The organism is Brevundimonas sp., assembly GCF_035627055.1.
GTDB lineage: Bacteria > Pseudomonadota > Alphaproteobacteria > Caulobacterales > Caulobacteraceae > Brevundimonas.
Genome location: NZ_DASPMM010000022.1, coordinates 1 through 25296, shown reverse-complemented (window position 1 = coordinate 25296; position 25296 = coordinate 1). Strand labels below are relative to the sequence as shown.

28 protein-coding genes are annotated in these 25296 nt (G+C 69.3%); 12 read left to right on the top strand and 16 right to left on the bottom strand.

Annotated elements, in window-relative coordinates; all coding sequences use genetic code 11:
• Nucleotides 1-190 precede the first annotated feature (190 nt).
• From VEA98_RS10770 to folE, 5 genes are all read right to left on the bottom strand, one after another.
• Nucleotides 191-970: a thiazole synthase gene (locus tag VEA98_RS10770; protein WP_324814049.1), complete on the bottom strand. Its 780-nt coding sequence runs from the start codon at nt 968-970 to the stop codon at nt 191-193.
• A gap of 64 nt (nt 971-1034) precedes the next feature.
• Nucleotides 1035-1475 carry a DUF2231 domain-containing protein gene (locus tag VEA98_RS10765; RefSeq protein ID WP_324814047.1) on the bottom strand — a complete coding sequence of 147 codons (441 nt, stop codon included), beginning with the start codon at nt 1473-1475 and terminating at the stop codon, nt 1035-1037.
• Nucleotides 1476-1478: 3 nt separating this feature from the next.
• Nucleotides 1479-1823: a hypothetical protein gene (locus tag VEA98_RS10760; RefSeq protein WP_324814045.1), complete on the bottom strand. Its 345-nt coding sequence runs from the start codon at nt 1821-1823 to the stop codon at nt 1479-1481.
• Nucleotides 1824-1899: 76 nt separating this feature from the next.
• Nucleotides 1900-2607 carry an RNA polymerase sigma factor gene (locus VEA98_RS10755; protein WP_324814043.1) on the bottom strand — a complete coding sequence of 236 codons (708 nt, stop codon included), beginning with the start codon at nt 2605-2607 and terminating at the stop codon, nt 1900-1902.
• A 58-nt stretch (nt 2608-2665) separates the two neighbouring features.
• The gene (gene folE / locus VEA98_RS10750; RefSeq protein ID WP_324814041.1) at nt 2666-3298 is read right to left on the bottom strand and encodes a GTP cyclohydrolase I FolE; all 633 of its coding nucleotides are present in this window, start codon (nt 3296-3298) and stop codon (nt 2666-2668) included.
• A gap of 139 nt (nt 3299-3437) precedes the next feature.
• Here folE and VEA98_RS10745 point away from each other — a divergent pair, with 139 nt between their 5' ends.
• Nucleotides 3438-4973, top strand: coding sequence for an FAD-dependent oxidoreductase (locus tag VEA98_RS10745; RefSeq protein WP_324814038.1), 1536 nt, complete (start codon nt 3438-3440; stop codon nt 4971-4973).
• Between the two features lie 75 nt (nt 4974-5048).
• Nucleotides 5049-6599, top strand: coding sequence for an MFS transporter (locus tag VEA98_RS10740; protein ID WP_324814035.1), 1551 nt, complete (start codon nt 5049-5051; stop codon nt 6597-6599).
• Nucleotides 6600-6604: 5 nt separating this feature from the next.
• On the opposite strand, the gene thiS is transcribed toward VEA98_RS10740, so the two are convergent.
• Nucleotides 6605-6802 (bottom strand): sulfur carrier protein ThiS, encoded by a 198-nt coding sequence (gene thiS / locus VEA98_RS10735; protein ID WP_324814033.1) that lies wholly within the window; start codon nt 6800-6802, stop codon nt 6605-6607.
• A 100-nt stretch (nt 6803-6902) separates the two neighbouring features.
• On the opposite strand from thiS, the gene aroQ reads away from it, so the two are divergent.
• From aroQ to aat, 4 genes are read left to right on the top strand one after another with little or no spacing between them, the layout of a single operon-like run.
• Nucleotides 6903-7370 (top strand): type II 3-dehydroquinate dehydratase, encoded by a 468-nt coding sequence (gene aroQ, locus VEA98_RS10730; RefSeq protein WP_324814030.1) that lies wholly within the window; start codon nt 6903-6905, stop codon nt 7368-7370.
• 19 nt (nt 7371-7389) lie between these two features.
• On the top strand, nt 7390-7902 hold the full coding sequence (gene accB / locus VEA98_RS10725) for an acetyl-CoA carboxylase biotin carboxyl carrier protein (RefSeq protein ID WP_324814027.1): 513 nt from the start codon (nt 7390-7392) through the stop codon (nt 7900-7902).
• Nucleotides 7903-7919: 17 nt separating this feature from the next.
• A complete protein-coding gene (gene accC, locus VEA98_RS10720) occupies nt 7920-9272 on the top strand; it encodes an acetyl-CoA carboxylase biotin carboxylase subunit (protein ID WP_324814025.1) in 1353 nt (450 codons plus the stop codon).
• A gap of 4 nt (nt 9273-9276) precedes the next feature.
• Complete coding sequence (gene aat / locus VEA98_RS10715) at nt 9277-9972, top strand: leucyl/phenylalanyl-tRNA--protein transferase (RefSeq protein ID WP_324814022.1); 696 nt, start codon at nt 9277-9279, stop codon at nt 9970-9972.
• On the opposite strand, the gene VEA98_RS10710 is transcribed toward aat, so the two are convergent.
• Together VEA98_RS10710 and VEA98_RS10705 are read right to left on the bottom strand one after the other, a co-directional pair.
• Nucleotides 9939-10625, bottom strand: a complete 687-nt coding sequence (locus VEA98_RS10710; protein WP_324814019.1) for a DUF2155 domain-containing protein — start codon at nt 10623-10625, stop codon at nt 9939-9941. The genes aat and VEA98_RS10710 overlap by 34 nt on opposite strands.
• Nucleotides 10610-11002, bottom strand: coding sequence for an NADH:ubiquinone oxidoreductase subunit NDUFA12 (locus tag VEA98_RS10705; protein WP_324814937.1), 393 nt, complete (start codon nt 11000-11002; stop codon nt 10610-10612). Before VEA98_RS10705 ends, VEA98_RS10710 begins: the two co-directional genes overlap by 16 nt.
• 201 nt (nt 11003-11203) lie before the next feature.
• Between VEA98_RS10705 and VEA98_RS10700 the strand changes: the two genes are divergently transcribed.
• The 3 genes from VEA98_RS10700 (at nt 11204) to VEA98_RS10690 (ending at nt 15145) form a co-directional block, all read left to right on the top strand.
• Nucleotides 11204-13600, top strand: a complete 2397-nt coding sequence (locus tag VEA98_RS10700; RefSeq protein ID WP_324814016.1) for a TSCPD domain-containing protein — start codon at nt 11204-11206, stop codon at nt 13598-13600.
• Nucleotides 13601-13664: 64 nt separating this feature from the next.
• On the top strand, nt 13665-14156 hold the full coding sequence (locus VEA98_RS10695; protein WP_324814013.1) for a pentapeptide repeat-containing protein: 492 nt from the start codon (nt 13665-13667) through the stop codon (nt 14154-14156).
• Between the two features lie 74 nt (nt 14157-14230).
• Nucleotides 14231-15145, top strand: coding sequence for a pentapeptide repeat-containing protein (locus tag VEA98_RS10690; protein ID WP_324814011.1), 915 nt, complete (start codon nt 14231-14233; stop codon nt 15143-15145).
• 33 nt (nt 15146-15178) lie between these two features.
• On the opposite strand, the gene aspS is transcribed toward VEA98_RS10690, so the two are convergent.
• The gene (gene aspS, locus VEA98_RS10685) at nt 15179-16960 is read right to left on the bottom strand and encodes an aspartate--tRNA ligase (protein WP_324814009.1); all 1782 of its coding nucleotides are present in this window, start codon (nt 16958-16960) and stop codon (nt 15179-15181) included.
• 486 nt (nt 16961-17446) lie between these two features.
• On the opposite strand from aspS, the gene VEA98_RS10680 reads away from it, so the two are divergent.
• Complete coding sequence (locus VEA98_RS10680) at nt 17447-18130, top strand: DnaA ATPase domain-containing protein (RefSeq protein WP_324814006.1); 684 nt, start codon at nt 17447-17449, stop codon at nt 18128-18130.
• A gap of 70 nt (nt 18131-18200) precedes the next feature.
• Here VEA98_RS10680 and VEA98_RS10675 read toward each other — a convergent pair whose 3' ends face one another.
• Nucleotides 18201-18566: a DUF7668 domain-containing protein gene (locus VEA98_RS10675; protein WP_324814004.1), complete on the bottom strand. Its 366-nt coding sequence runs from the start codon at nt 18564-18566 to the stop codon at nt 18201-18203.
• Between the two features lie 176 nt (nt 18567-18742).
• On the opposite strand from VEA98_RS10675, the gene VEA98_RS10670 reads away from it, so the two are divergent.
• Complete coding sequence (locus VEA98_RS10670; protein ID WP_324814002.1) at nt 18743-19180, top strand: hypothetical protein; 438 nt, start codon at nt 18743-18745, stop codon at nt 19178-19180.
• Nucleotides 19181-19228: 48 nt separating this feature from the next.
• On the opposite strand, the gene VEA98_RS10665 is transcribed toward VEA98_RS10670, so the two are convergent.
• Both VEA98_RS10665 and VEA98_RS10660 read right to left on the bottom strand, forming a co-directional pair.
• The gene (locus tag VEA98_RS10665) at nt 19229-19759 is read right to left on the bottom strand and encodes a hypothetical protein (RefSeq protein WP_324814000.1); all 531 of its coding nucleotides are present in this window, start codon (nt 19757-19759) and stop codon (nt 19229-19231) included.
• Between the two features lie 10 nt (nt 19760-19769).
• Nucleotides 19770-20915 carry a zinc-dependent alcohol dehydrogenase gene (locus tag VEA98_RS10660; protein ID WP_324813998.1) on the bottom strand — a complete coding sequence of 382 codons (1146 nt, stop codon included), beginning with the start codon at nt 20913-20915 and terminating at the stop codon, nt 19770-19772.
• 193 nt (nt 20916-21108) lie between these two features.
• Between VEA98_RS10660 and VEA98_RS10655 the strand changes: the two genes are divergently transcribed.
• Entirely contained in the window at nt 21109-21537 is a 429-nt protein-coding gene (locus VEA98_RS10655) for an RcnB family protein (RefSeq protein ID WP_324813996.1), read from the top strand.
• Here VEA98_RS10655 and gatB read toward each other — a convergent pair.
• From gatB to gatC, 4 genes are all read right to left on the bottom strand, one after another.
• Complete coding sequence (gene gatB, locus VEA98_RS10650; RefSeq protein WP_324813994.1) at nt 21534-23027, bottom strand: Asp-tRNA(Asn)/Glu-tRNA(Gln) amidotransferase subunit GatB; 1494 nt, start codon at nt 23025-23027, stop codon at nt 21534-21536. The two genes, VEA98_RS10655 and gatB, sit on opposite strands and share 4 nt — an antisense overlap.
• The gene (locus tag VEA98_RS10645; protein ID WP_324813992.1) at nt 23020-23292 is read right to left on the bottom strand and encodes a hypothetical protein; all 273 of its coding nucleotides are present in this window, start codon (nt 23290-23292) and stop codon (nt 23020-23022) included. The genes gatB and VEA98_RS10645 overlap by 8 nt, the downstream gene beginning before the upstream one ends.
• Nucleotides 23292-24767, bottom strand: coding sequence for an Asp-tRNA(Asn)/Glu-tRNA(Gln) amidotransferase subunit GatA (gene gatA, locus VEA98_RS10640; protein ID WP_324813989.1), 1476 nt, complete (start codon nt 24765-24767; stop codon nt 23292-23294). The genes VEA98_RS10645 and gatA overlap by 1 nt, the downstream gene beginning before the upstream one ends.
• Before the next feature lie 220 nt (nt 24768-24987).
• Nucleotides 24988-25275, bottom strand: coding sequence for an Asp-tRNA(Asn)/Glu-tRNA(Gln) amidotransferase subunit GatC (gatC, locus tag VEA98_RS10635; RefSeq protein WP_324814936.1), 288 nt, complete (start codon nt 25273-25275; stop codon nt 24988-24990).
• Nucleotides 25276-25296: the final 21 nt, after the last annotated feature.

The window sequence follows — 25296 nt, the reverse complement described above, 5'->3', positions numbered from 1 at the left end:
CCGCAGCAGGCCGGCGGCGCATACTGGCGGCTGCGACCCCCTCGCCTGCCGGTCTTTGACAACTGAACGCCAACCCACGGGGCCGATGAGCCGACCGCCCCGTTTCCGCACGCTACGGACTCTACGGACGCAGTGGACTCTACGGACGCTTCGGACGCGTTTTTCGGTATTTTACCCGGGTGAAACCCGCCTAGATCAGCCCCGCCATCGGCGAACTGGCGCTGGCGTACATCCGCCGCGGCATCCGCCCCGCCAGATAGGCTTCCCGCCCCGCGATGACCGCGTGCTTCATGGCCGAGGCCATCAGGATAGGGTCCTTGGCGCCGGCGATGGCCGTGTTCATCAGCACCGCGTCGCAGCCCAGCTCCATGGCGATGGTCGCGTCCGAGGCCGTGCCGACGCCCGCGTCGACCAGCACCGGCACCTTCGCCTGCTCGACGATCAGCCGGATGTTGACCCGGTTCTGGATGCCCAGGCCCGAGCCGATCGGCGCCGCGGCCGGCATGATCGCCGCCGCCCCGGCCTCCTCCAGCCGCCGGGCCATCACCACGTCGTCGGTGCAGTAGACCATGACGTCGAAGCCGTCCTTGACCAGCAGGTCCAGCGCACGCAGCGTCTCGACCATGTCCGGATACAGGTGCGCCGTGTCCGACAGCACCTCCAGCTTGACCAGGCCCCAGCCCCCCGCCTCGCGCGCCAGCCGCAGGGTGCGCACCGCGTCCTCGCCGGTGAAACAGCCCGCCGTATTGGGCAGGAAGGTGAACCGGTCCGGCTTCACATGGTCGACCAGCATCGGCTGCGACGGATCGCTCAGGTTCACCCGCCGCAGGGCCACGGTGACGATCTCGGCCCCCGCCGCCTCGGCCGCCGCCGCGTTCTGGGCGTAGTCGGCGTATTTGCCGGTGCCGACGATCAAGCGGCTGCTGAACGTCCGTCCGGCGACGGTCCAGGTGTCCTGAGGCGTGGTCATGGCGGCGGGATAGCGCGTCTCCCCGACCGCGAGAAGGCGCCGCGTGGTCGCGCCGGTCCCGGCCTCAGTCTCCCGGCGGGTCCTCGCGGCGGACCCCGACGCCCAGCCGGTAGACCAGCTGGCCGCCGTGGGCCGCTCCGGCGACCAGCAGCAGGAAGCCCGCCAGCCCGACGGCCATGGCGGCGGGGGCCGGCTCGGCCCGCACCGCCAGCCCGTCGCTGCGCATCATCACCGCCGCCAGATAGGCCGACCACGACAGCCCCATCAGCACCATGTGCCGCGTCGCCGTCGCCACCGCCCGGTCCGGCAGGCTCGCGAAGTCGAGCAGCCCCGCCCCCATCGCCGGCAGGGCCAGCACGAGGCCGAGGGCCATGCACAGGCCGCCCAGCGGCCAGGCCTCCGCCACGCCCGCCAGGGTCAGCCCGTCGCAGGCCGTCCCCAGCGTCCACAGCGCGATCGGCAGGTGCACCAGCATTGGGTGCACCGGATGCCCGAACAGCCGCATCGCTCAGATCAGCGAGAAGGCGGCGCCGGCCAGCACCACGACCCCGGTCACGGCCGCCAGCGCATGGACGACCACCACGGCCCTGGGTCCGGGCTTGCCGCGCAGGTGGACCGAGGCGAGGTAGAAGCCGACCAGGGCCACGACCAGCAGGATGGCGAGGGCGATCTGCGCCGGCCGCCCGCCGCCCTGCATCACCGCCCCGATGAGCAGGATCAGGCCCAGCGCGCCCAGGGCGGCGTGGACCAGCGACAGGCTCCACGGGGCCAGCTTGCCGCGCAGCACCGAGGCGGCGAGGATCAGGCCGCCGACCGCGGCGACGGCGAATGAGATGAGTGCGTAGGTGAGCATGGTCTTCCCCCTGTGCCCGGCGGGATCGCCGGCGGTTGCAGGGATTGGATGAGGCTCGCCGGCAAAGGTTCCCGGCTCAGACCGCCTCGGCGATCCGCCCCTCGGCGGCCAGCCGGGCCAGCACCGCCTCGGTGATCCGGTTGCAGCGCGCGCCCATGAACGGGAAGGCCTCGGCCATGGTGCTGGCCAGCCGGGCGTCCAGCGCCTCGCGCAGCAGCCGCCGGGCCCGGTGCAGCCGGGTCTTCACCGTCTCCGGCCTGAGCTCGAGGTTGGCCGCCGTCTCCTCGATGCTGCATTCCTCGATGTCGCGCATGATGAAGACGATCCGGAAGGCTTCCGGGAGGTCGTCCACCGCATGCTCGATCAGGCCGCGGATCTGGGCCCGGGCCGCGTCCGCCTCGGGACTGGCGCTGCCGAAGGCGTTGGGAAAGGGGATCACCTGGGCTCCATCCATCTGCGCCGCCTCGATCTGCTCCAGCCCGACCATCGGCCGCCGCTTGCGCAGCCGCCCCCGCGCCTCGTTCAGCACGATCCGGGTCAGCCAGGTCATCACCCCGGCCTCGCCGCGAAAGCCGCCGATCGCCGCGAAGGCCCGGACATAGGCCTCCTGCAGCACGTCCTCGGCCTCGGCGTCGTCGCGGACCACGCCCCGGGCCACGCGGAACAGGCGCTGGTTGCCGCGCTGCATGATGACCCGAAACGCCTCGCCGTCGCCGGCCTGCGCCAGGCGCACCAGCTCCGCGTCGTCGAGCCCCGCGTGATCGGCTTGTCTCAGTTCCCGCATGGCGTGCTCCTGGCCCATCTATCGGTTGGATGCAGGTCCCGGCGCAAGGTTCCCGCCCTCACCCCGCCAGCGCCGCCAGCACCTCGCGCCGCGCCTCGCCCGTCTCGAACACTCCCGTGAAGCGCCGCGTGACCAGCGAGGCGCCGTGCTTGTGCACCCCCCGCGACGACATGCACTCGTGGCTCGCCTCGATGATCACCGCCACGCCCCGCGGCTGCAGCGTCCGCTCCAATTCGTCAGCGATCTCGGCGGTCAGCCGCTCCTGGATCTGCAGCCGCCGCGCGTAGGCGTCGACCAGCCGGGCCAGCTTGGAGATGCCCACCACCCGCTCGCGCGGCAGGTAGGCGACATGCGCCACCCCCCGGATCGCCGCCATGTGGTGCTCGCAGGTCGACTGCACCGGAATGTCGCGCAGCAGCACCATCTCGTCGTAACCCGCCACCTCGCCGAAGGTCCGCTCGAGGATCGCCGCCGGATCCTGGCCATAGCCCGCGAACCATTCCTCATAGGCGCGCACCACCCGCCCCGGCGTGGCCTGCAGCCCCTCGCGGCGCGGATCGTCCCCGGCCCAGCCGATCAGCGTCCGCACCGCCGCCTCGGCCTCGGCCCGGCTGGGCCGCCGGTATGGCAGGCAGGTCGGTTCGGCGAACTCGTCGTGCGTCTCGGCGGCGGTCGGGCTGAGTGCGAGCATCAGAAGTCCTCTCGGTGGCTACGTGACCGTTGGATGCGGCAGGCCCGGCCGGGTTCCCGGGCTTGTCGCCGGGAACATCCGGGCCCCTGCTCCATCCAAGGGAGGGGCGGTCCTCGCCCGGCGACAGGAGCAGCACGCCATGGGCGCGACACAGGCGGACCCCTCAGGTCCCGATTTCTCCCTGGGCATGCCGTTGGCGGACATCCCTGCGACCGGGGTGGTGTCCGGCCACGTCGCGGGCGAGCCCGTGCTGCTGATGCGCCGGGCCGATGGCCTGTTCGCCGTCTCCGGGGCCTGCACCCATTACGGCGGGCCGCTGGGCGAAGGGCTGGTGGTGGGCGACACCGTGCGCTGCCCTTGGCACCACGCCTGCTTCGACCTGCGCAGCGGCGAGGCCCTGGCCGCCCCCGCCTTCGACGCGCTCGACCGCTGGGAGGTGGAGACCGAGGGCGACCGGGTGGTTATCCGCCGCCGACTGGCCGCCGCCCCTGCCCGGACCGCCGACGCGTCGGCCCATCCCGCCCGCATAGTCATCGTCGGCGGCGGCGCCGCCGGCTTCGCGGCCGCCGAGATGCTGCGCCGGCGTGGTTACGCGGGCAGTCTGACGATGCTCAGCGCCGACTCCGCCCCGCCCTGCGACCGCCCCAACCTGTCCAAGGATTATCTGGCTGGAACCGCGCCCGAAGACTGGATTCCGCTCAAGCCGCCGGCGTTCTACGCCGAGCACGCCATCGACCTCCGCCTCGGCGTCGAGGCCGCCCGGATCGACCTCTCGGCCCGGTCGGTCATCTCCACGACCGGCGAAAGCTTCGCCTATGACGCCCTGCTCCTCGCCACAGGCGCCGAGCCGATCCGGCTCAACGGTCCGGGATTCGACCGTCCCGAGGTTCATCTGCTGCGCTCCCTCGCCGACGCCCGGGCCATCATCTCCGCCGTCGAAGGGGCGCGATCCGTCGCCGTCGTCGGCGCCAGCTTCATCGGCCTGGAGGTCGCCGCCGCCCTCCGTGAACGCGGGATTGAAGTGGATGTGGTCGCCCCCGACGCCGTGCCGCTGGAGCGCGTCATGGGCGCCGACCTCGGCCGCTTCGTCCAGGCTCTGCACGAAGCGCGGGGCGTCCGCTTCCACCTCGGCCGGTCGGTCGAGGCCTGGGACGGTGTCCGGCTGACCGCCTCGGACGGCCCGCCGATCGAGGCGGACCTGGTCATTCTCGGCGTCGGAGTCCGCCCGCGCCTGGCTCTCGTTGAAGCCGCTGGTCTGGCCGTCGACAACGGCGTCCTGGTCGACCGCGGCATGCGCACCAGCGCCCCGGGCGTCTTCGCCGCGGGAGATATCGCCCGCTACCCCGGCCCGCACGGCGAGCCGGTCCGGATCGAGCACTGGGTCGCGGCCGAGCGTCAGGGCCAGGTCGCCGCCCTGTCCATGCTCGGCGAGACCACCCGACTGACGGACCCGCCCTTCTTCTGGAGCCTGCACTACGGCACGGCCATCCGGTACGTCGGCCACGCGGCCGACTGGGACAAAGCCTGCATCGACGGTTCGCTGGAAGCCCACGACGCCACGGTGCGCTATCTGAAAGCGGGCCGGCTGCTCGCGGCCGCCTCGGTGGGGCGGGATCGGGAGAATCTGGAGATCGGCGTTTCGCTTCGCCTCGCCGCCGATGGATTGCACGCCTGACCATTGACCCTCGACGCACCCGCTCCCGGTCGCTAGGTCGGGCAGGCCGACCACGTCGGAGAGGGGGACGACAGCTTGACCATCGCCAGAGTCTTCGGCGACCGCCGCCACGCCTGGGCTTTCTGGCTGGGTTGCCTCGTGGTCACTGCCGGGGTCGCCCTTCACCTGCCCATGTACTGGATGGGCCGCGACATGGGCTTCCGCCTCGTCGGCATGCCTATGGACGCCGGCATGATGTGGGGCATGGCCCTGATCCTCGTCGGGCTCGGACTCGCCGCCTTCGGCCTGCTGCCGGCCCACCAGGGCGACGACACCCCGGTCGAGGTGCTGGCCCCGCCCGAGGATGCGCCGCTGACCGGAGCCCACTGGGCGATGTGCGGCCTGCTGTCGGTCGCCTTGATCGTCGACATCATGAAGCCGGCCAGCCTCGGTTTCGTCACGCCGGGCATGCGGGAAGAGTACGGCCTCTCCGGCGCCCTGGTCGCCCTGCTGCCGTTCGCGGCGCTCAGCGGCACCGTGGTCGGCTCCTTCGTCTGGGGCTGGCTGGCCGACATCTACGGCCGCCGGGCCTCGATCCTGCTGTCCTCGGTGATGTTCGTCGGCACGTCGATCTGCGGCGCCATGCCGGACTTCTGGTGGAACATTGGCATGTGTTTCCTGATGGGCGCGGCCGCCGGCGGCATGCTGCCGGTCGCCTACGCCCTGCTCGCCGAGATCATGCCGACGAAGCACCGGGGCTGGGCCCTGGTCCTGGTCGGAGGCATTGGCGCGATCGGGGGCTATTTCGCCGCAAGCGCCCTGTCCGCCTGGCTTCAGCCCTTCTGGAGCTGGCGGGTCATGTGGTTCCTGAACCTGCCGACCGGCCTGATCCTGATCGCCCTCAGCCCGTTCCTTCCCGAGTCGGCCCGGTTCCTCCAGCATGTCGGCCGTGGCGGGGAGGCGCGGGCGATGCTCGCCCGCTTCGGCGCGAAGGTGCTGACGGTCGCCATTGAGCCTGTCGCCGAGAGCCACTCCCACCTCCCGCCGGTCGACCGCCGCCATCTGGGCATCACCACCGCACTGACGCTCGCCGCCCTGGCCTGGGGCCTGGTGAATTTCGGCGTCCTGTTGTGGCTGCCCAGCGCCCTCGTCGCCGAGGGCCGCAGCGTCGAGGCCGCCTCGGCCCTGATCGCGAAATCGACCCTGATCGCGGCCCCGACGATCCTCCTGTCCGTCTGGCTGTACAGCGCGTGGAGCACCCGGGGCGCCCTGGCCCTGATGCTGGGAATTACGGCGGCTGGCCTGTTCGGCCTGCTGCTGCGCGGCCTCGGCGTCGAACTGCTGGCCGACCCCGTCGTCTCCGTGGCGCTGCTGATCGTCGGGTCCAGCGGCGTCATCGCGATCATCCTGCCCTACACAGCGGAGAACTATCCCCTGCGCATCCGCGGGCGCGCCACCGGCTGGGTCGCCGGCTGCAGCAAACTCGGAGGTCTGGCCGCCCAAGGCCTCAGCGTGCTGGCGATAGCGCCCCCTCTGGGCGCCGCCGCGGCGGCCGTAGGGGCCCTGGCGGTCGTTTCGCTGGGCCTTATCTCAGTGCTGGGGCGCGAGACGCGCGGCCGGGATCTGCGTGACCTCGAGGACCGCTGACGCGGTCAGCCGCCGCCCACGAACTGGACGACCTCGATCCTGTCCCCGTCCGCGACCGGCGTGGCCCCATGCAGCGACCGCGGCACGATCTCCAGATTGCGCTCCACGGCCACCTTGCGCACGTCCAGCCCCAACTCCTCGACCAGCGCCAGAACCGTCGTCGCCGCAACTTCCCGGGGTTCGCCATTGACCTGAATATGCATGCCGCTACGTCAATCTCCCGGGCGATGGTTTGATTACCGCCACGCCTCGGCTAAAAGGCCGCTCCGAATCCGCGCGGCCGGATGTCATAACCCCGAGCGAATGCCCGAAACCCCCGTCCTCTACGTCCTGAACGGCCCGAACCTCAACCTGCTTGGGGTCCGCGAGCCGGATATCTATGGTCGAGAGACGCTGGATGACATCCGCGCCCTGTGCGAACGCGCCGTCGACGGCGCTTCGGTCGTCTTTCGCCAGACAAACCACGAGGGCGAGCTGATCGACTGGGTCCAGGAGGCCCGCGAAAACGCCTCGGCCCTGGTCCTCAACCCCGCCGGCTACGGCCATACCTCCGTGGCCCTGCTCGACGCCCTGAAGGCCCTGACCATCCCCGTCGTCGAGTGCCACCTGTCCAATCCCGCGGCGCGCGAACGCTTCCGCCACCGCTCCTATGTTTCGCCGGTCGCCGCCGGCGTGGTTTCGGGCTTCGGCCCGTTCAGCTACGAACTGGCCGTCAAGGCCGCTCTCCGGCTCGCGCAGGAACACCGCGCCGCCGCCGACCGTTCGGTTTAGAAGGTAACACGAGGCTCCCATGGCCGATTCCAAGACGTCCGCGCCCAAGCTCAAGAACGACGAGATCGACACCGCGCTGGTGCGGTCGCTCGCCGACATCCTGAACGACACCGACCTGACCGAGATCGAGGTCGAGCGCGGCGATCTGAAGATCCGCGTCGCGCGTGAAGTCACCATGGCCGCGCCGGTGCAGTACGCCGCCGCGCCCGCGCCGATGGCCGCCCCGGCCCCGGCCGCCGCCGCTCCGGCGCCCGCCTCCATGCCGTCCGATCCCGCCGCCATCGTCGCCAAATCTGGCGAAGAGGTGAAGTCGCCGATGGTCGGCACCGCCTATCTGCAGGCCTCGCCCGAAGCGCCGCCGTTCGTCCAGCCGGGCGACAAGGTCAAGAAGGGCCAGACGTTGCTGATCGTCGAAGCCATGAAGACGATGAACCCGATCCAGTCCCCCCGCGACGGCGTCGTGAAGGAAGTCCTGGTCGGCGACGCCCAGCCGGTCGAGTTCGGCGAGCCGCTCGTCCTGCTCGAGGCGTAAGCCCAAGGGATCCTGACATGTTCACCAAGGTCCTCATCGCCAACCGCGGCGAAATCGCCCTGCGGATTCACCGCGCCTGCAAAGAGATGGGCATCTCCACCGTCGCCGTGCACTCCGAGGCCGACCGCGGGGCCATGTGGGTGCGCCTGGCCGACGAGAGCGTCTGCATCGGCCCGGCCCCGGCGGCCAAGAGCTATCTGAACATCCCGTCGATCATCGCGGCGGCCGAGATCACCGGCGCCCAGGCGATCCACCCCGGCTACGGCTTCCTGTCCGAGAACGCCCGCTTCGCCGAGATCGTCGAAGCCCACGGCATGACCTTCATCGGCCCCAAGGCCGAGCACATCCGGGTTATGGGCGACAAGATCACCGCCAAACAGACCGTGCTCGAGGCCGGCATCCCCTGCGTCCCCGGCTCGGCCGGCGAGGTCGAGACCGTCGATGCCGCCATCAAGGCCTCCAAGGCCATCGGCTTCCCCCTGATCGTCAAGGCCGCGGCCGGCGGTGGCGGGCGGGGCATGAAGGTGGCCCTGACCGCCGATGACCTCGTCGAGGCCGTGCAGACCGCCCAGTCCGAGGCCCAGGCCGCCTTCGGCAACGGCGCCATCTACATGGAGCGCTACCTCCAGAAGCCGCGCCACATCGAGCTGCAGGTCATCGCCGACAGCCACGGCAACGTCGTCCACCTCGGCGAGCGCGACTGCTCGCTCCAGCGCCGTCACCAGAAGGTGCTGGAGGAAGCCCCCTCGCCCGCCCTCTCGGCCGTCGAACGCGCCGCCATCGGCCGCACCGTCAACGAGGCCATCGGCAAGATCGGCTACCTCGGCGTCGGAACCATCGAATTCCTCTGGGAAGACGGGGAGTTTTTCTTCATCGAGATGAACACCCGGCTGCAGGTCGAGCATCCGGTGACGGAGATGATCACCGGCGTCGATCTCGTGCGCGAGCAGATCCGCATCGCCGCCGGCCTGCCCCTTTCGTTCACCCAGGAGGACGTGCATTTCGAAGGCCACGCCATCGAATGCCGGATCAATGCCGAGAACGCCGAGACCTTCACCCCCTCGCCCGGCACGATCACCGATTTCCACGCCCCCGGGGGTCTCGGCGTGCGGCTGGATAGCGCCATCTACGCCGGCTATTCGATCCCGCCCTATTACGACAGCCTGATCGGCAAGCTGATCGTCCACGGCCGCGATCGCGAGGAATGCATCGCCCGCCTGCGCCGGTCGCTGAACGAGATGGTTGTCGGCGGCATCGACACCACCATTCCCCTGTTCCAGAAGCTGCTGCAGGAACCCGATATCCTATCCGGCGACTACGACATCCACTGGCTGGAGAACTGGGCGAAGCGCCAGAAGGGCGACGCCTGACGCGGTGGAAGAGCCCGGCTTCAGCGCCAGCGGCCCGTTCGGCGGTTTCGGTCCCGACGAACTTCTGAACTGCTACGCCACCGGGGTTTTCCCGATGGGCGAGGCTCGTGACGACCCCCGCGTCTTCCTGGTCGAGCCGGAACAGCGGGGCGTCATTCCCCTGGACGGTTTTCGCATCCCGACCCGCCTGAGGCGGACTGTCCGGAGCGACGTGTTCGAGGTGCGGATCGACACGGCTTTCGACGCCGTCCTGGACGCCTGCGCCGCCCCCGCCCCTGGACGGGAGGACAGCTGGATCAACGCCCCGATCCGCCGCCTGTATGCCGAGCTGAACGCCCGAGGCCACGCCCATTCCGTCGAATGCTGGCGAGACGAGCGCCTCGTCGGCGGGCTCTACGGCGTGACGCTGGGCGGCGCCTTCTTCGGTGAAAGCATGTTCAGCCGCGAGCGGGACGCGTCGAAGGTCGCCCTCGTGCATCTGGTGGCGCGGCTCAAGCGCGGCGGATGGCGGCTGCTGGACGCCCAGTTCCTGACCGCCCATCTGAGCCAGTTCGGAGCCGCCGAGACGCCCCAGGCGACTTATCTGAGGCTGCTGAGGGCCGCCCTAACGGTTCGTCCGAACACGCGATCGCTGTACGAGCCGATGAGCGGCGCGGAGGCGGTGTTCTACGCCTTACAGCCGACCACCCAGGCGTCGTAGATCGGGTGCTGCAGGCCGTTCACGGCCGGGGCCGAAGCGAACATCCAGCCACGGAAGATCTGCCGCGGTTCGGACGCCTGCAGCACGCCGCGGGGCTGCAGGCTGACTTCGAGATAGGCGATCGAGTCCTCGACCAGTTCGTCCGGGGCCGAGACCTCGCAGGCGCGGGCGGTGAAGATCAGCGTCTTCTGGAAGCGAACCGGGCGGCCGCCCACCTCGACCTCGAATCTCATGGTCTCGGCGGTGATCTTGTCGACGGCCTCGACGATGGCCACCCGCCGGCGCTGACGCCGGCCCGGCGGAGGTGCGGGTTCGGCGGCGACCTGGACCGCGGCTTCTTCCGCCTCCTCGGTCTCCTCGGGCCCGTCCTCGGCCTCGGGTGCCTCGGGCACGACGACAATGACGGGCGCGGGCGGCGTGATGGCGATGGGGGCGGCCGGCGCTGGCGCGGCCTCGGGCGCCGGTTCCTGCGGCACGGACTGGGCGGGCGGGGTCGGCTGGCGGTTCAGGTCCGCCGTGGGGTTGCGGGGCGCCGGCTGGGCGTCCTGAGGAACGTCGTTGAGCGCCGCGGCGACGACGGCGCCGGACGCCAGCAGCGCCACGGCGGTCGCGCCTCCAAGGATCAACCCCTTGCGGTTCATTCCGGTCGCCATGCCTCGTAGTCGCCCGTGGCGGCGGGCCGCCGCCCTTCGGCGGCAAGCGAACCCTGCGGCCTCCAGGCCATCGGCGTGCCGGTCAGGTTCGGCAGGTGATCCTTTTCCCAGGCCCGACGGGGCAGCGGACGCTCGGTCGGCGGCTCGTCGAACGTGTAGTGCAGCCAGCCATGCCAGTCCGGCGGCACCTTCGAGGCGTCGGCATAGCCATTGTAGACCACCCAGCGTCGGCGTCGGCCGTCATAGCTGCTGGTGTCTTTCGACTGAAAATAGCGATTGCCGAACTCGTCCGTGCCGACCGGCAGGCCACGCTTGGCGATGGTGAACAGCGTGCCGATGGTCGCGCCGCTGGTCCAGCCGAAGATCTTGCCTAGCACGTCGGGAATCCACTCGTTCAGGTCGCTCGGGGAGGCCGGCGACGTCGGCGCGATCATAGAAACCTCCGCGCGCTCCGTCCAGCACGACGGCGGGCGTGTGCAACTCAACATCTTGGGGGTAACCCCGCAGGCACACGCCAGATTTATTGCGAAACTCGCACCGACGGTTAGCATCGGCTCCAGCTCCGTCGAGACTGTCGCATGCGCCCGCCGTTCCGCTTCGCCCCGCTTGCCGCCTTGGCCCGCCGATCCCGGCGCGAGATCGAGCGTCCGGACCGGATCGTGACGGTGCGCGCGCCCGACGACTGGCCTGACGTGCAGGTCGAGGCCTGGCTGGACTGGGCGGACACCCAAGGCTTCGAACCGGAGAGCGAGGACCCGCTTGCAGACGCCGCGTTCCAGTTCGCGGAGCGGCTCGGACTCGATGACACAGCCGCCGACGAACTGGCGGCCACCCTGTTACTGGGTGTCGCCACGCCGGCGGAGTCCAAGGCGATCCGGCCGGGTCGTCTTGACCTGTCTGACCCCGCCGCCGGGAAGCGGCTCGCCGCGGAGATGGCCGAACGCCGCGCCGCCCGTCTCACAGCAGGCGCGGTCCAGGCTGTCTCGGCGGCGCTGTGCGCCGTCGCCGACGCGGTGAGCCGCTGCGAGGGACCGGCGGGGGATTGCGCCGATCCGCTCCGGAACCCGGCCCTGGCGCGAGCCGCTCTGGCCGCCCGCCGCACCGGCGCCACGGACGCCGACATCCTTCGAGCCGTCTCCGGCGAACCCTGCGAGGCCAGCCCCCTCGCCAGTGCGACCTTCCCTCCGATGGTGGCCCTCGCCGACCGTGATCTGGTCGCAGCGGGCGCGCCAGTCGCACTGCTGGCCGCGGAAGCGGCCATGGACGGCGACCTCATCCTGACCTTCGACGCCCAGACGGCTGACAGGCTCGCCGAAAGCTCGACCGCGCCGGCCGTGCTGTTGTCCCTGCCGGCCCTGCACGACTTGGCGGGTGATCAGGTCGGGGCCGCTCTGTCCGCGATCGTCGCCCTCTGGTCGGACGCCCGGGCCGACGCTCGCCCCGTGATCGGTCTCGGCGGTCTGGCCGACCTGGCGGCGACCGGCGACCTCGCCGAGGCAGAGGCCCTTGCCAGCGACCTGGCCGAGCTGGCCGTCGAGGCCGGCGCCCCGGCCGGACTCTTCGTCGATGACGCCGAGGCGGACTTGCGTCTCGGGCTGTCGCCCCTAACGGCGGCTGACGTGTTCGAAACCGGTGACGGCGAGGTCGACCGTCGGCTGCGGCCGTCGCTGGCGGCGGCGATCTCAAGGGCGGGGGGCGACGCCGAATCGGCCGAACGGCATCTGCTTGGACGCCGGACCCTCGCCGGCGCACCCGGCATCGATCATCCGGCGCTACGGGCGCGGGGGCTGACGGATCTGGAGCTGGAGGCCGTCGAAAGGGCTCTGGCCGAAACATCTCGTCTGGAGGAGGCCTTCCGCGCCCCGGTGCTGGACGCGGGCTTTGTGCGCGACGTGCTGGGGGTCGAGGATCGCGGCGAGGGCGATTTGCTGATCCGCCTCGGGTTCACGCACGAAGCCGTGGCGGCGGCCGAGGCGTGGGCTTTCGGGCACGGCGACCTCTGCGCCTGGCCCGAGGCGCCCGAGGCCATCCGGTCCCTGCTGGCGGATACCGCCGCCTTCGAAGCGCGGCTGCGGGGCGCGCTCGAGCGCTACAGCCTCGTGCCGGACACGCGCCCGCTAGAGCTCGACTGGCGAGCCACGCCTGCCCAGGTCGTGCGCCTGCTCGGGGACGAAGCGCGGGCAGGCCGCCGTGCGGTTCGGGTCAGGCGCGCCCCCGCCCCCGCCGGACGATGGTTGGACCTGCCGGAGACCGAGACGCCGCGCGAACGGCGTTGGGAACCGGAGACCCGGGCCGTGGAACGTGTGGTGGAAAAGGTCGTCGAACGCGATCGCACCCGCCGCAAACTGCCGGACCGCCGCAAGGGCTACATCCAGAAGGCCGCGGTCGGGGGTCACAAGGTCTACATCCACACTGGCGAGTATGACGACGGCGAGTTGGGCGAGATCTTCATCGACATGCACAAGGAAGGCGCGGCCTTCCGTTCGCTGATGAACAATTTCGCCATCGCGATCTCGATCGGCCTTCAGTACGGCGTACCGCTGGAGGAGTTCGTCGACGCTTTCGTCTTCACCCGCTTTGAGCCGGCGGGCCGCGTCACCGGCAACGATTCGATTCGCTCGGCGACCTCGATTCTGGACTACATCTTCCGCGAACTGGGCGTGTCCTATCTGGAGCGGCATGAACTGGCCAACGCCGATCCCGAAGGGCTCAACGCCGACGGCCTAGGCGGCGGAGGCGGCGACGATGCCGAGGCGGTGCCGGCGGCGCGCTTCATCTCCAAGGGATTCGCCCGGGGCGCCGCGCCCGACAACCTCGTCGTCCTGCCCTTCGGCCAGAAACGCGACTCCCCGCCGACCGCGTCGGCCACCGGCGAGGCGACCGCCTGCCCGTCCTGCGGCGACTTCACCCTGCAGCATCGCGGCGGGGGCTGGATCTGCGACACCTGCGGGGCCGCGCCGTCCATGCAGGGATAATCAACGATTATCCGCCAGGATGGCGTGGGACTTGCATCCACGGGTGCGAGACACGGAGCCCGCCATGAAGCCGATCCTCACTGCCGCCCTTGCCTTGGTCGCCGCCGCGGCGGCCCTGCCCGCCACGGCTCAGAACGCGGGGCAGATCGCCCGCGTCCAGGGCGGCGCCAGCTGCGCCGGTTGCAACCTGTTCCAGGGGAATTTCTCCGGCCTGCAGGCCCGCGGTCTGAACCTGAGCGGAGCCCGTCTTCGTCAGGCCGATCTCAGCCTCAGCGTGATGAACCGGACCCGCTTCTCCAACGCGGACCTGCGCGACGTCGAAGCCTATGGCGGCGTCTTCTCGAGTTCTAGCTTCGCCGGGGCCAATCTGACCAATGCAAGCTTCGTCGGGGCTTATCTGGATGGCGCCAACTTCAGCGGGGCCACGCTGGCCGGCGCCAATTTCGCTGGCGCGTCGCTCGAGCGGGCGACAGGTCTCAGTCAGGCCCGACTGAACCAGGCCTGCGGCGACGAGGCGACCCAGTTGCCGCCGGGGCTGAGCATCCCGCGCTGCTGAACCACCCGGCCCGCGCCCCGCACCTTACCGCGATTTAAGTAGGGTTTGCCGGGCATCGGGGGCAAAAACGGAGCGTGACCCAGATCGCCCCGCACCTGATCCGCCGCCTCACCACCGCCAGTCTGGCCGCGGGCGCAGCCATGGCCGCCTTGATGGCCACGCCGGCCGCTGCGGATATCCGGCTCCAGTTCGGTTTTCAGGACCGCGACGTGGCCCGCATGGTCTCGCTGGGCGGAACGTGCAACCGCTGCGAACTGTCCGGCCGCGATTTGACCGGAGCCGCATTTCACGGCGCGACCTTCCTCAACGCGACCCTGGTCGGCGCCGATTTGCGGGGATCGGAGTTGATGGGCTCCAACTTCTCGGGCAGCGATTTCAGTCGGGCCGATCTCGACGGCGCCGTTCTCGCTTTCGCGAACTTCACGGGGGCCAGCTTCAACGCGGCCAGCCTGTCGGGCGTCGACGCCTCGGGCGCGACCCTGGTGCGGGCCCAGTTCGCCAATGCCGACCTGTCGGGCGCCCAGCTGTCCCACGTCAATATGAACGGGGCCGTCCTTGCGGGCGCTGACGCGAGCGGCGCGGAAATGGTCGCCTCGACTCTGGCCAATGTGCGGGCCCGCGGCGCGGACTTTTCCGGGTCAGACATCAGCATGTCCAACCTGTCGAACGGCGACTTCCGCGGAGTCGATTTCTCGGAAACGACGCTCAATGGCGCGCGGTTGACCGGCGGCTCGTTCGCTGGAGCGGATTTCGAGGGCGCCGAGATGAACCGCACCGATATCCGGGGCGCGGACCTGTCGCGCGCCCGCAACCTGTCTCAGGAGCAGGTCGGCCGCGCCTGCGGAGACGCCAGCACCCGCCTGCCGGGCAACCTCAGCCCCCGCGCTTGCCGAAGCGTCCTGAACCTGCGGGTCGCGCCGCCGCGGCCGCCGGCGCCGCCGGTGCCGCCCCGCAGCCGAAACCTCGTGATCGCCAGCGGCGGTAACTGATCCAAGGCCCCGCTCCGGCGGGGCCTTTTCAATTCAGCCCTTCAGCGGCAGGGCCGGACGGATGTGCAGTTCCTTGTACTGCCGCTCGGCCGCGTCGGAGGGCGCGCTCATCAGCAGGTCCTGGCCCTGCTGGTTGAGCGGGAAGGCGATGACCTCGCGGATGGCCGTCTCGCCGGCCAGCAGCATGACGATGCGGTCGATGCCCGGGGCCAGGCCGCCGTGCGGAGGCGCGCCGTAGCGGAAGGCGTTGAGCATGCCGCCGAACTGGTCCTCGACCACCGAGGCGTCATAGCCGGCGATCTCGAAGGCCTTGAGCATGATCTCGGCCTTGTGGTTCCGGATCGCGCCCGAGCACAGTTCATAGCCGTTGCAGACGATGTCGTACTGGTAGGCGAGGATATCCAGCGGATTCTTCGTCTCCAGCGCTTCCAGCTCGCCCTGCGGCATCGAGAAGGGGTTGTGGGAGAAGTCGACCTTCTTCTCTTCCTCGCTCCACTCGAACATCGGGAAGTCGACGATCCAGCAGAAGCGGAATTCGTCGTCAGCGATCAGGTTGAGGTCCTGACCCAGCTTGATGCGGGCATTGGCGGCGAATTTCGAGAACACGGCCGGGTCGCCGGCGGCGAAGAAGGCGGCGTCGCCCTGCCCCATGCCCAGCGCCTTCATCAGGCCGGCGGTGGCGTCCTCGCCCAGGTTCTTGGCGATCGGACCGCCCCAGGCGTTGTTGTCGTCCGACCAGAAGATGTAGCCGAGGCCCGGCTGGCCCTCGCCCTGGGCCCAGGAGTTCATGCGGTCGCAGAAGGCGCGCGAGCCGCCCTTGGGCGCGGGGATGCCCCACACCGCGTTCTTCACGTCGGCGCCGAGGATCTTGTTGAACAGGCCGAAGCCGCCGTCGCGGAAATGCTCCGAGACGTCCTGCATCTCGATCGGGTTGCGCAGGTCCGGCTTGTCGGTGCCGTATTTGGCGATGCTCTCGCGGTACGGGATGCGGATGAAGGGATAGGGATCGACCTTCTTGCCGTCGGCAAACTCCTCGAACACGCCGTGCATGACGGGCTCAATCGCAGCAAAAACATCCTCTTGCGTGACGAAGCTCATCTCGACGTCGAGCTGGTAGAACTCCAGCGAGCGGTCGGCGCGCAGGTCCTCGTCGCGGAAGCAGGGCGCGATCTGGAAATAGCGATCGAAGCCCGAGACCATCAGCAACTGCTTGAACTGCTGCGGGGCCTGCGGGAGGGCGTAGAACTTGCCCGGATGCAGGCGCGACGGGACGAGGAAGTCGCGGGCCCCTTCCGGCGAGGAGGCGGTCAGGATCGGGGTCTGGTACTCAAGGAAGCCCTGGTCGACCATGCGGCGACGGATCGAGTGGATTACCCTGGAGCGCAGCACGATGTTGCGGTGGAGGGTCTCGCGACGCAGGTCGAGATAGCGGTGCTTGAGACGGATTTCCTCGGGGTATTCCGGCTCGCCGAACACCGGCAGCGGCAGTTCGGCGGCTTCCGACAGGACCTCGACGGACTGAACGCGAATCTCGACCTCCCCGGTGGGCAGGTTGGGGTTCACCACCGAGGCCTCGCGGGCCACGACCTCGCCGTCGATGCGGATGACGCTTTCGGCGCGGAGGCGCTCGACGGCCTCGAACCCGGGTGTCTCGGGGTGCAGCACCAGCTGGGTCAGGCCGTAGTGGTCGCGCAGGTCGACGAACAGCAGGCCTCCGTGGTCGCGCTTGCGGTGCACCCAGCCGGACAGGCGGACATTGGAGCCGGCGTCGGACAGACGGAGGGCGCCGCAGGTGTGGGAGCGGTAGGCGTGCATGGTCGGTTCGTCTTGGAATACGGGCCGGGGAGGCCTCAAATCGGGAGGCCGGAAGGGCGCATTATCCCCCCCGAAAGTCAAGGTTTGCCGGGCCCGCAGTGCACGGGATGGCAGGGTTGACGTCAAAAAATGCAAACCCGTTCAGTTGACGATGTCAAAGACCGCAACGCTGTAGCTGCAAAGACCGTATCAACCGGCTGCGTCAGCTTCGGACGTGTCGGGCGCGGGGCCGGCGTCAGCAGCCGAAGTGCTTGGGGAGCCGGCGGATTTCGGGGGCCTCCGGTCCGGGCGACGGTTGTCCGGCGCCCGGCAGTCCGGGAAGCGTGGCGACCTCCGGGCGGCCTGCAGACGGTCGGGATGGCAGGCCCTGGCCGGGATGACAGGGTACGGGAGTGTCGGACGACAGCGGTTCCGGCGTCCACAGGCGCGGCCGCTTGTCCACGGGCGGGGACGGAACCGGGGCGCGCATCTGCTATGGTGAACCCGATGACCGCCCGCCCCTCGCCTCCCGACCAGATGCGCCTGCCGCTGCAACGCGACCTGCCGGAGGGCGAGCAAGGCTTCGTGGTGTCGGACAGCAACCGGGCGGCGCACGAGGCCCTCGCCGACTGGCCCAACCTGATCGGCGGGGTGATGGCGGTGTGCGGACCGGCCGGCAGCGGCAAGAGCCGGCTGGCGCAGATCTGGGCCGAACGGGTCGGGGCCGTCGCCCTGCATGGCGCGGAGGCCGCGCTGATCGACCCGCTGGAGCTGGAAGGCCGGCCGGTCCTGCTCGACGACGCCATGGAGGCGGACGACGAGACCCTGTTCCATCTGATCAACCTGGCCCAGGCGCCCGGCGGAGCCCTGCTGATGGTGGCGCGGGAGCCGCCGTCGGCGTGGGCGGCCACCCTGCCCGACCTGCGCTCGCGGCTCGACTCGGCGCTCAGCGTGCCGGTCGAGGCCCCGGACGACCCAGTGCTGGCGGCGATGCTGGAGGCGCGCTTCGCCGAACGCGGCATCCGGCCGGCGAAGGACGTCATCCCCTATCTGCTGCGTCGCATCGACCGCTCGGCCGCGGCGGCGTCCGAACTCGTCCAGCGGCTGGATGCGATGCACCGGCCGGTGACGCGGGCCCTGGCGCGAGACGTGGTCGAGGGGGGCGACGAGAGCGGCGAGTTGTTCGATTAGCCGCGCGGCTCCACGAGGGCGAGTTCCTCACGGGAACCTGATGGATGTCGCCTAAAGGTGGATTGCAGACTCAGGGTACGTGCACGGACCAGACCTCGATTTGACCTTCCTCATCATCCAGAAGCCGAGCATGGAGGACCAGATCGCTGACGGACTCTTCGGTGGTGGTCAGATCGATCAGGAACTGCCAGTTCGGGCCGTCCCAGACGTAGATTGACCGTTGCCAAACCTCGTCGCTTAGCGGGGCGAGCTTGGCCCCGTAGGCATCTATCTGTTCGGCGATGAAGTCAGCTAAGCGCGCGTCGATAGGCGCGACCCCGTTGAGCCTGTGGGTCGAAAGTTGAAAATCCCCGACGACCAGTGCTGCCACCAGTTCCCGAAATCGAGGACGAAGGCCTTCCGGTATCGGATGTTCCTTGTCGTCTCGTGCAAGCATGAGCTCGACGATGGAGGGGGAAGTCGAGGTCGGCAATGGGTCGGGACACGACAGTCGCCAAAGGACGCAAGGCGGACTGCAGCCCGACAGGGCTAGCGGACAGGTCTGAGGCGGGGTCAGGCTGGGAAGCTGCGCGTTGACTGGAGAGGGCCGATGGGCGCCAATGGCGAATGCTCTTGCCGCTGCTCCTCGCGCTGTCGGTTCAGACCGCCCCCTCTCTCGAGACGCCGGGCATCATCCTGACGAGGAGCGGCGATACCGTTTTCCTGGCTCCGACGAAAAGTATCGGTCGAGACGGCGCTATCCGGGGCGCGGTGCTGGTGGAGATTTATCCCGCAGCATTGGAAGAATGGGAGACCGTGCGGCGGGACAGCATTGTCCAAATGGATTGCGCCGCGTCGCGCATCCGGGTGCTCGCCGCGCAGGCCTTTGACGGCAGGGACCTCAAGAGGGGCAGCCCCCAGCCAGGCCCCGGCGAATGGGCCAGACTGAATCCTGCCGATTTCCCGCGCGCCATTCTTTTCTCGATGACGTGCAGCGACGCCGATCTGGGCGGCATTTCGTATGCGAACCTCGCGGACGAGATTCCCCGGCTCCGGAATGGCTTGCGATAGGGTCTGCCACCGGTTGGATGCGGCCGGCCCTGTCGCGGCAGTTCGCGCCTAGCGTCGGCGGCGCAGGAACAGCAGGCCCGCGACGAGGCCGACCGCGAACAGGGCGGCGGTTCCGGCGGCCGCCTCGCGCGAGCGGGACTGCGGGACGACCCCCATCTCGACCAGCGGATTGGGCATGCGGCCGCGGCGGACGTCCTGGGCCAGGCCTTCGACGGTGTTGATGCGGTCGGCGAGGATGAGCAGGAGCCAGTGGCCCCACTGGCTCTCGCTGAAGCGGAACGCCTGACGGCGCAGGGCGCCGCTGAGACCGGCCGGGGTTGTGGAGGTTCCGATCGTGGCCGGCTGGCGCTTGTGCTCGACGGACTGGAGAATCTCGACGTCGGCGTCCTGCACCGGCGGGCGGGCCCAGTTCATGCCCGGGCCGTCGTCCTTCGAGCGGTCGCGCATCGGCCAGGTGGGGTCGTTCTCGGGATCGGCGTCGACGCCCCAGCCGACCACCGTGGTCGGATCGATGCGGGGCGTGGCGGCGGGCGGAGCCTTGTCGGCGGCGGCGTCGGCCTTGTCGCTCTGGGTCAGCATGACGTCCTCCTCACGCCGCGTTGGGGATCAGGACCGGCTTGATGCAGCCGTCCAGCTTGGACGAGAACAGGTGGTAGGCCTCGGCGACCTCCTCCAGCGGCATGCGATGGGTGATGATCGCCTTGGGGTCGATCCGGCCCTCCTTCACGTGCTCGATCAGGCGCGGCAGCAGCCGCTTCACCGAGGCCTGGTTGGCGCGGATGGTGATGCCCTTGTTCACGACATTGCCGATGGGGACCATGTTGCCGGTCGGGCCGTAGACGCCGACGATCGAGACCACCCCGCCCTTCTTCACCGAATTGATGGCCCAGTGCAGCGGCACGGCCGAGCCGGCCTCCAGCTTCAGCTTCTTGCCCAGCACGGTGTGCCAGCCGTTGCCGGAGGCGTCGGCGCCAACCGCGTCGATACAGACGTCGGCCCCGATGTCGGTGATCTTCTTGAGGAAGACGACCGGGTCGCCGATCTCGCGGAAGTCATAGACCTCGGCCGGGCAGTAGGTGCGGGCGAAGTCGAGCCGGTATTCGAGATGGTCGATGACGATCACCCGGCCGGCGCCGAACAGCCAGGCGCTGCGGGCGGCGAGCAGGCCGACGGGGCCGGCGCCGAAGACCACGACGGTGTCGCCCTTCTGGATGCCGCCCATCTCGGCGGCCTGGTAGCCGGTGGGGACCACGTCGGTCAGCAGGACGGCGTCGTCGGGGTCCATCCAGTCGGGGATGATGGTGGGGCCGAAGTCGGCGTAGGGCACGCGGACGTATTCGGCCTGGCCGCCGTCGTAGCCGCCGGCGGTGTGGGAGTAGCCGAAGATGCCGCCGACGGCGGTCGCCTGGGCGTTGGACTCGTGGCAGTTGCCGAACAGGCCCTGTTTGCAGAAGTGGCACTGGCCGCAGGCGATGTTGAAGGGGACGAGGACGCGGTCGCCCTTCTTGAGATTGTCGACGTCGCCGCCAACCTCCTCGACCACGCCGCAGAACTCGTGGCCGAAGGTCATGCCGACCCGGGTGTCGGGCACCATGCCGTGGTAGAGGTGAAGGTCGGAGCCGCAGATGCAGGAGCGCGTCACCCGCACGATGGCGTCGCGGGGATGCTGGATCGTCGGCATCGGCTTTTCCTCGATGCGGACCCGTCGCGGTCCCCGGTAGTCCATCGCCAGCATGTTTCGCTCCCTTCGGCCTGAGGCAGCGAAACCGGGAGGGGTCCGGATGGTTCCGGCGCGGGGTCGGGGGAGTCTTAACGACTTGTTCAGCATGGGTTCAGGCGGCCGGGCGCAAGGGTTTTCGCCTTGTCGGGTCTCACGTCGCGGACTCCGATGAAAGGCGACCGCGGCTCCAGACGAAGGAGACGTTCAGATGATGAAACCCCTGATGATCGGCGCCCTGTCGCTGGTCCTGGCGACGCCCACGATCGCCGAGGCGCAATCCTGGCGCGGCGACCGCGACCGGGACGGGCGTTACGAGCGCTGGGAACGGCGCGCTGACCAGAACCGCCGGGATGGCCGGGGCTATACGCGGCGCGAGCGCGAGCGTGACTGGCGGCGCTATCAGCGCGACCAGCGGCGTGACTGGCGCCAGGACCGCCGTGAATACCGGCGCGAGATGCGTCGCTGGCGCCGCGGGGCGGTGATCCCCTACGACTATCGCCGCAACTGGTACGTGCGCGACTACCACCGCTACGGCTGGGCCCCTCCGCCGCGCGGCTACGGCTACTACCGGACGGATACCGGCGACATCGTGCTCGCCGCGATCGCGACCGGGGTGATCCTGTCGCTGCTGGACTAGAGGCCCAGCTTCGACTTCAGGATGTCGTTGACGGCGGCAGGGTTGGCCTTGCCGCCGGTGGCCTTCATGACCTGGCCGACGAACCAGCCGATGGCCTGGGGCTTTTCGGCCACCGCCGCCGCCTTGTCGGGGTTGGCGGCGATGATCTCGTCGACGGCCTTCTCGATGGCGCCCGTGTCGGTGACCTGTTTGAGGCCGTGCTTCTCGACGACCTCGGCCGGGCTGCCCTCACCGTTCCAGACGTGGTCGAAGACTTCCTTGGCGATCTTCGAGGAGATGACGTTCGTCTCGATCAGCTCGACCAGTTGGGCGACATGGGCGGCCGGCAGCGGGCATTCGGAGAAGTCCTTGCCGTCGGCGGTCAGGCGGGCTGACAGTTCGTTGGTGACCCAGTTGGCGACCAGTTTGGCGTCGCGTCCCTTGGCCGCCGCTTCGAAATAGTCGGCCTTGGCCTGTTCCGAGATCAGCACCACGGCGTCGTACTGCGACAGGCCGTAGTCGGCCATCAGCCGGCGGCGCTTGTCATCGGGCAGTTCCGGCAGCGAGGCCTTGATGCCGTCGATCCAGGCCTGCTCCAGCTCCAGCGGCAGCAGGTCGGGGTCGGGGAAGTAGCGATAGTCCATCGCCTCTTCCTTGGAGCGCATCGAGCGGGTCTCGCCCGCGGTCGGGTCGTAGAGCCGGGTTTCCTGATCGACCTTGCCGCCGTCCTCGAGGATCTCGATCTGGCGCCGGGCCTCGTAGTTGATGGCCTGGTTGATGAAACGGAACGAGTTGACGTTCTTGATCTCGCAGCGCGTGCCGAGGTGGCTGAACTCGCCGGTGGCCTTGAACTTCTCGTACTGGCCGGGGCGGCAGACCGAGACGTTGACGTCGGCGCGCAGGTTGCCCTTCTCCATGTCGCCGTCGCAGGTGCCGAGGTAGATCAGGATGGTGCGTATCTTCTTGACGTAGGCGACCGCCTCTTCCGGCGAGCGGATGTCGGGGCGCGAGACGATCTCCATCAGGGCGGTGCCGGCGCGGTTGAGGTCGACGAAGGACTCGGTCGGCGACAGGTCGTGGATCAGCTTGCCCGCGTCCTGTTCGAGGTGCAGGCGCTCGATACCGACGTTGAAGAAGGAGCCGTCCTCGGCCTCGACCTCGACGACGCCCTCGCCGACGATCGGGTAGAACAGCTGGCTGATCTGATAGCCGGTCGGCAGGTCGGGGTAGAAGTAGTTCTTCCTGTCGAACTGGCTGCGTTTGTTGATCTTCGCATTGAGGCCGAGGCCGGTGCGGACGGCCTGTTCGACGCAGAATTTGTTGAGCACGGGCAGCATGCCGGGGAAGCCCGCGTCGACCAGCGACACCTGTTCGTTCGGCCCGGCTCCGAAACCGACGGCGGCGCCGGAGAACAGCTTGGCGCGCGACGCCACCTGGGCGTGGATCTCCAGCCCCATGACGAGTTCCCAGGGGCCGGTGCGGCCCTGGATGGTGAAGGTGGTGTCAGTCATCGTTGGTTCTCGAAGCCTCATTCGAGGATGAAGCGTGTTCCCGGGCAGATCGACGGGCCCGTTCATGGGTCCAGAGCCTCCAGACGATAAGGAGGGTCAGGATGATGGAAGCCGCGAACGATACCCACAGCGGAACAACCAAGCTCGCGCTTTGTGAGGCACTCGGAGCAAGCATAAGCCAGCCCAGGCCGATCATAATCAGCGCGGCAAAAGGCAGGGCGACCCAGTAGATGACCAAAAAGCCCGTGCTGAGCGCGCGCTTCATCACCACCACTTCTCCGGCCGGGCCGTGAACCCCGCGCTCTGCTCCAGCACGTCCGCCACCTGGAACACCGTCGCCTCGTCCAGGGCCTTGCCGATGACCTGCAGGCCGAGCGGGAGGCCGCCCTTGTCGAGGCCGGCGGGGACGGAGATGCCCGGCAGGCCGGCGAGGTTGGCGGTGACGGTGAAGATGTCGTTCAGATACATCTGCAGCGGGTCGATCTGCCTGTCGCCGATGGCGAAGGCGGCCGACGGCGTAGACGGCGTCAGGATGGCGTCGACGCGGTCGCAGACGGCGTCGAAATCCATGGCGATGCGGCGGCGGACCTTGAGGGCGCGGACGTAGTAGGCGTCGTAGAATCCGGCCGACAGGACGTAGGCGCCGATGGTCAGGCGGCGCTGGACCTCCTTGCCGAAGCCCTCGGCGCGGCTGGTCTCGTAGAGGTCGGTCAGGCTGGAGGCGGTCTCCGCCCGGTGGCCGAAGCGCATGCCGTCGTAACGAGCCAGGTTGGACGAGGCCTCGGCCGGGGCGATGATGTAGTAGGCCGGCAGGGCGTATTTTGTATGCGGCAGGCTGATCTCGACGATCTCGGCCCCGGCGGCCTTGAGCCACTGGACGCCCTGGTCCCACAGCGCCTGGATCTCGGCGGGCATGCCGTCGACGACGTATTCCTTCGGCACGCCGATGCGCAGGCCCTTCACGCCCTTGCCGAGGCTTTGCGTCCAGTCGGGGGTGTCGACATCGAGGCTGGTGGAGTCCTTCGGGTCGAAGGAGCACATCGAGCGCAGCAGGATGGCGGCGTCCTCGACGGTCTTCGCGATCGGCCCGGCCTGATCGAGCGAGCTGGCGAAGGCGACCATGCCGAAGCGGCTGGCGCGGCCGTAGGTCGGCTTGACGCCGACGGTGCCGGTGAAGGCGGCGGGCTGGCGGATCGAGCCGCCGGTGTCGGAGGCGGTGGCGGCGAGGCAGAGGTCGCCGGCCACGGCCGAGGCCGAGCCGCCGGAGCTGCCGCCCGGGGTCAGGTCGGCGTTGGAGGCGCCGGACTTCCACGGGTTGACGACGGGGCCGAAGGCGCTGGTCTCGTTGGACGAGCCCATGGCGAACTCGTCCATGTTCAGCTTACCCAGCATCACCGCCCCATCCCGCCACAGGTTGGCGGTGACCGAGCTCTCGTAGGTCGGGACGAAGTTGCCGATGATGTTGGAGCAGGCCGTAGACCGCACCCCCTCGGTGCAGAACAGGTCCTTGATCCCCAGCGGCGCGCCTTCCAGCCGCCCGGCATGGCCCTTGGCCCGCCGCCCATCCGAGGCCCGCGCCATCTCCAGCGCCTTCTCCGGCGTCTCCAGCACATAGGCGTTCAGCGAACGCGCCTTCTCGATGGCGGCGATATGCTCGCGCGTGATTTCCTCGGAAGAGAAGGCTTTGGATGCAAGACCGTCGAGCGCGGCCTTCAGGGTGAGTTGGGTCAGCTCAGACATAGGACCTCACGAGCCCCTTCCCCTCGATGGGGAAGGGGTTGGGGATGGGGCGCGGGCTCGAACCTCAACGAGCGAGCGCTTAAGGGACAGTCGAAAACCGCCTTCGCCTTAAGCGCCTTCTGCCGACGGGTCAGCGCGATCACCCCAATCCCCAACCCTTTCCCCATCGAGGGGAAAGGGAGTTGGCGTGGGGCGGCCTGACCGCAAGGCGCCCCCAACATCACTCCACCACCTTCGGCACCACATAGAATCCGCGCACCGATTTCGGCGCATTCGCCAGCACCTTCTCCGGATCGCCCCCGTCGGTGACCACGTCCTCGCGCATCGGCAGCGCGGCGGCCACCGCCGAGGTCATCGGCTCGACGTCGTCGGTGTCGACCTCGCCCAGCTGCTCGATCCACGCCAGGATCGCCGACAGCTCCTTGGCGAGCGGCTCCAGCTTGTCGTCCGGCTCGTCGATGCGCGCCAGCCTGGCGACCTTCTTGACGGTCGCCGCGTCGATGGCCATCGGGCCCTCCTTCACACGTCG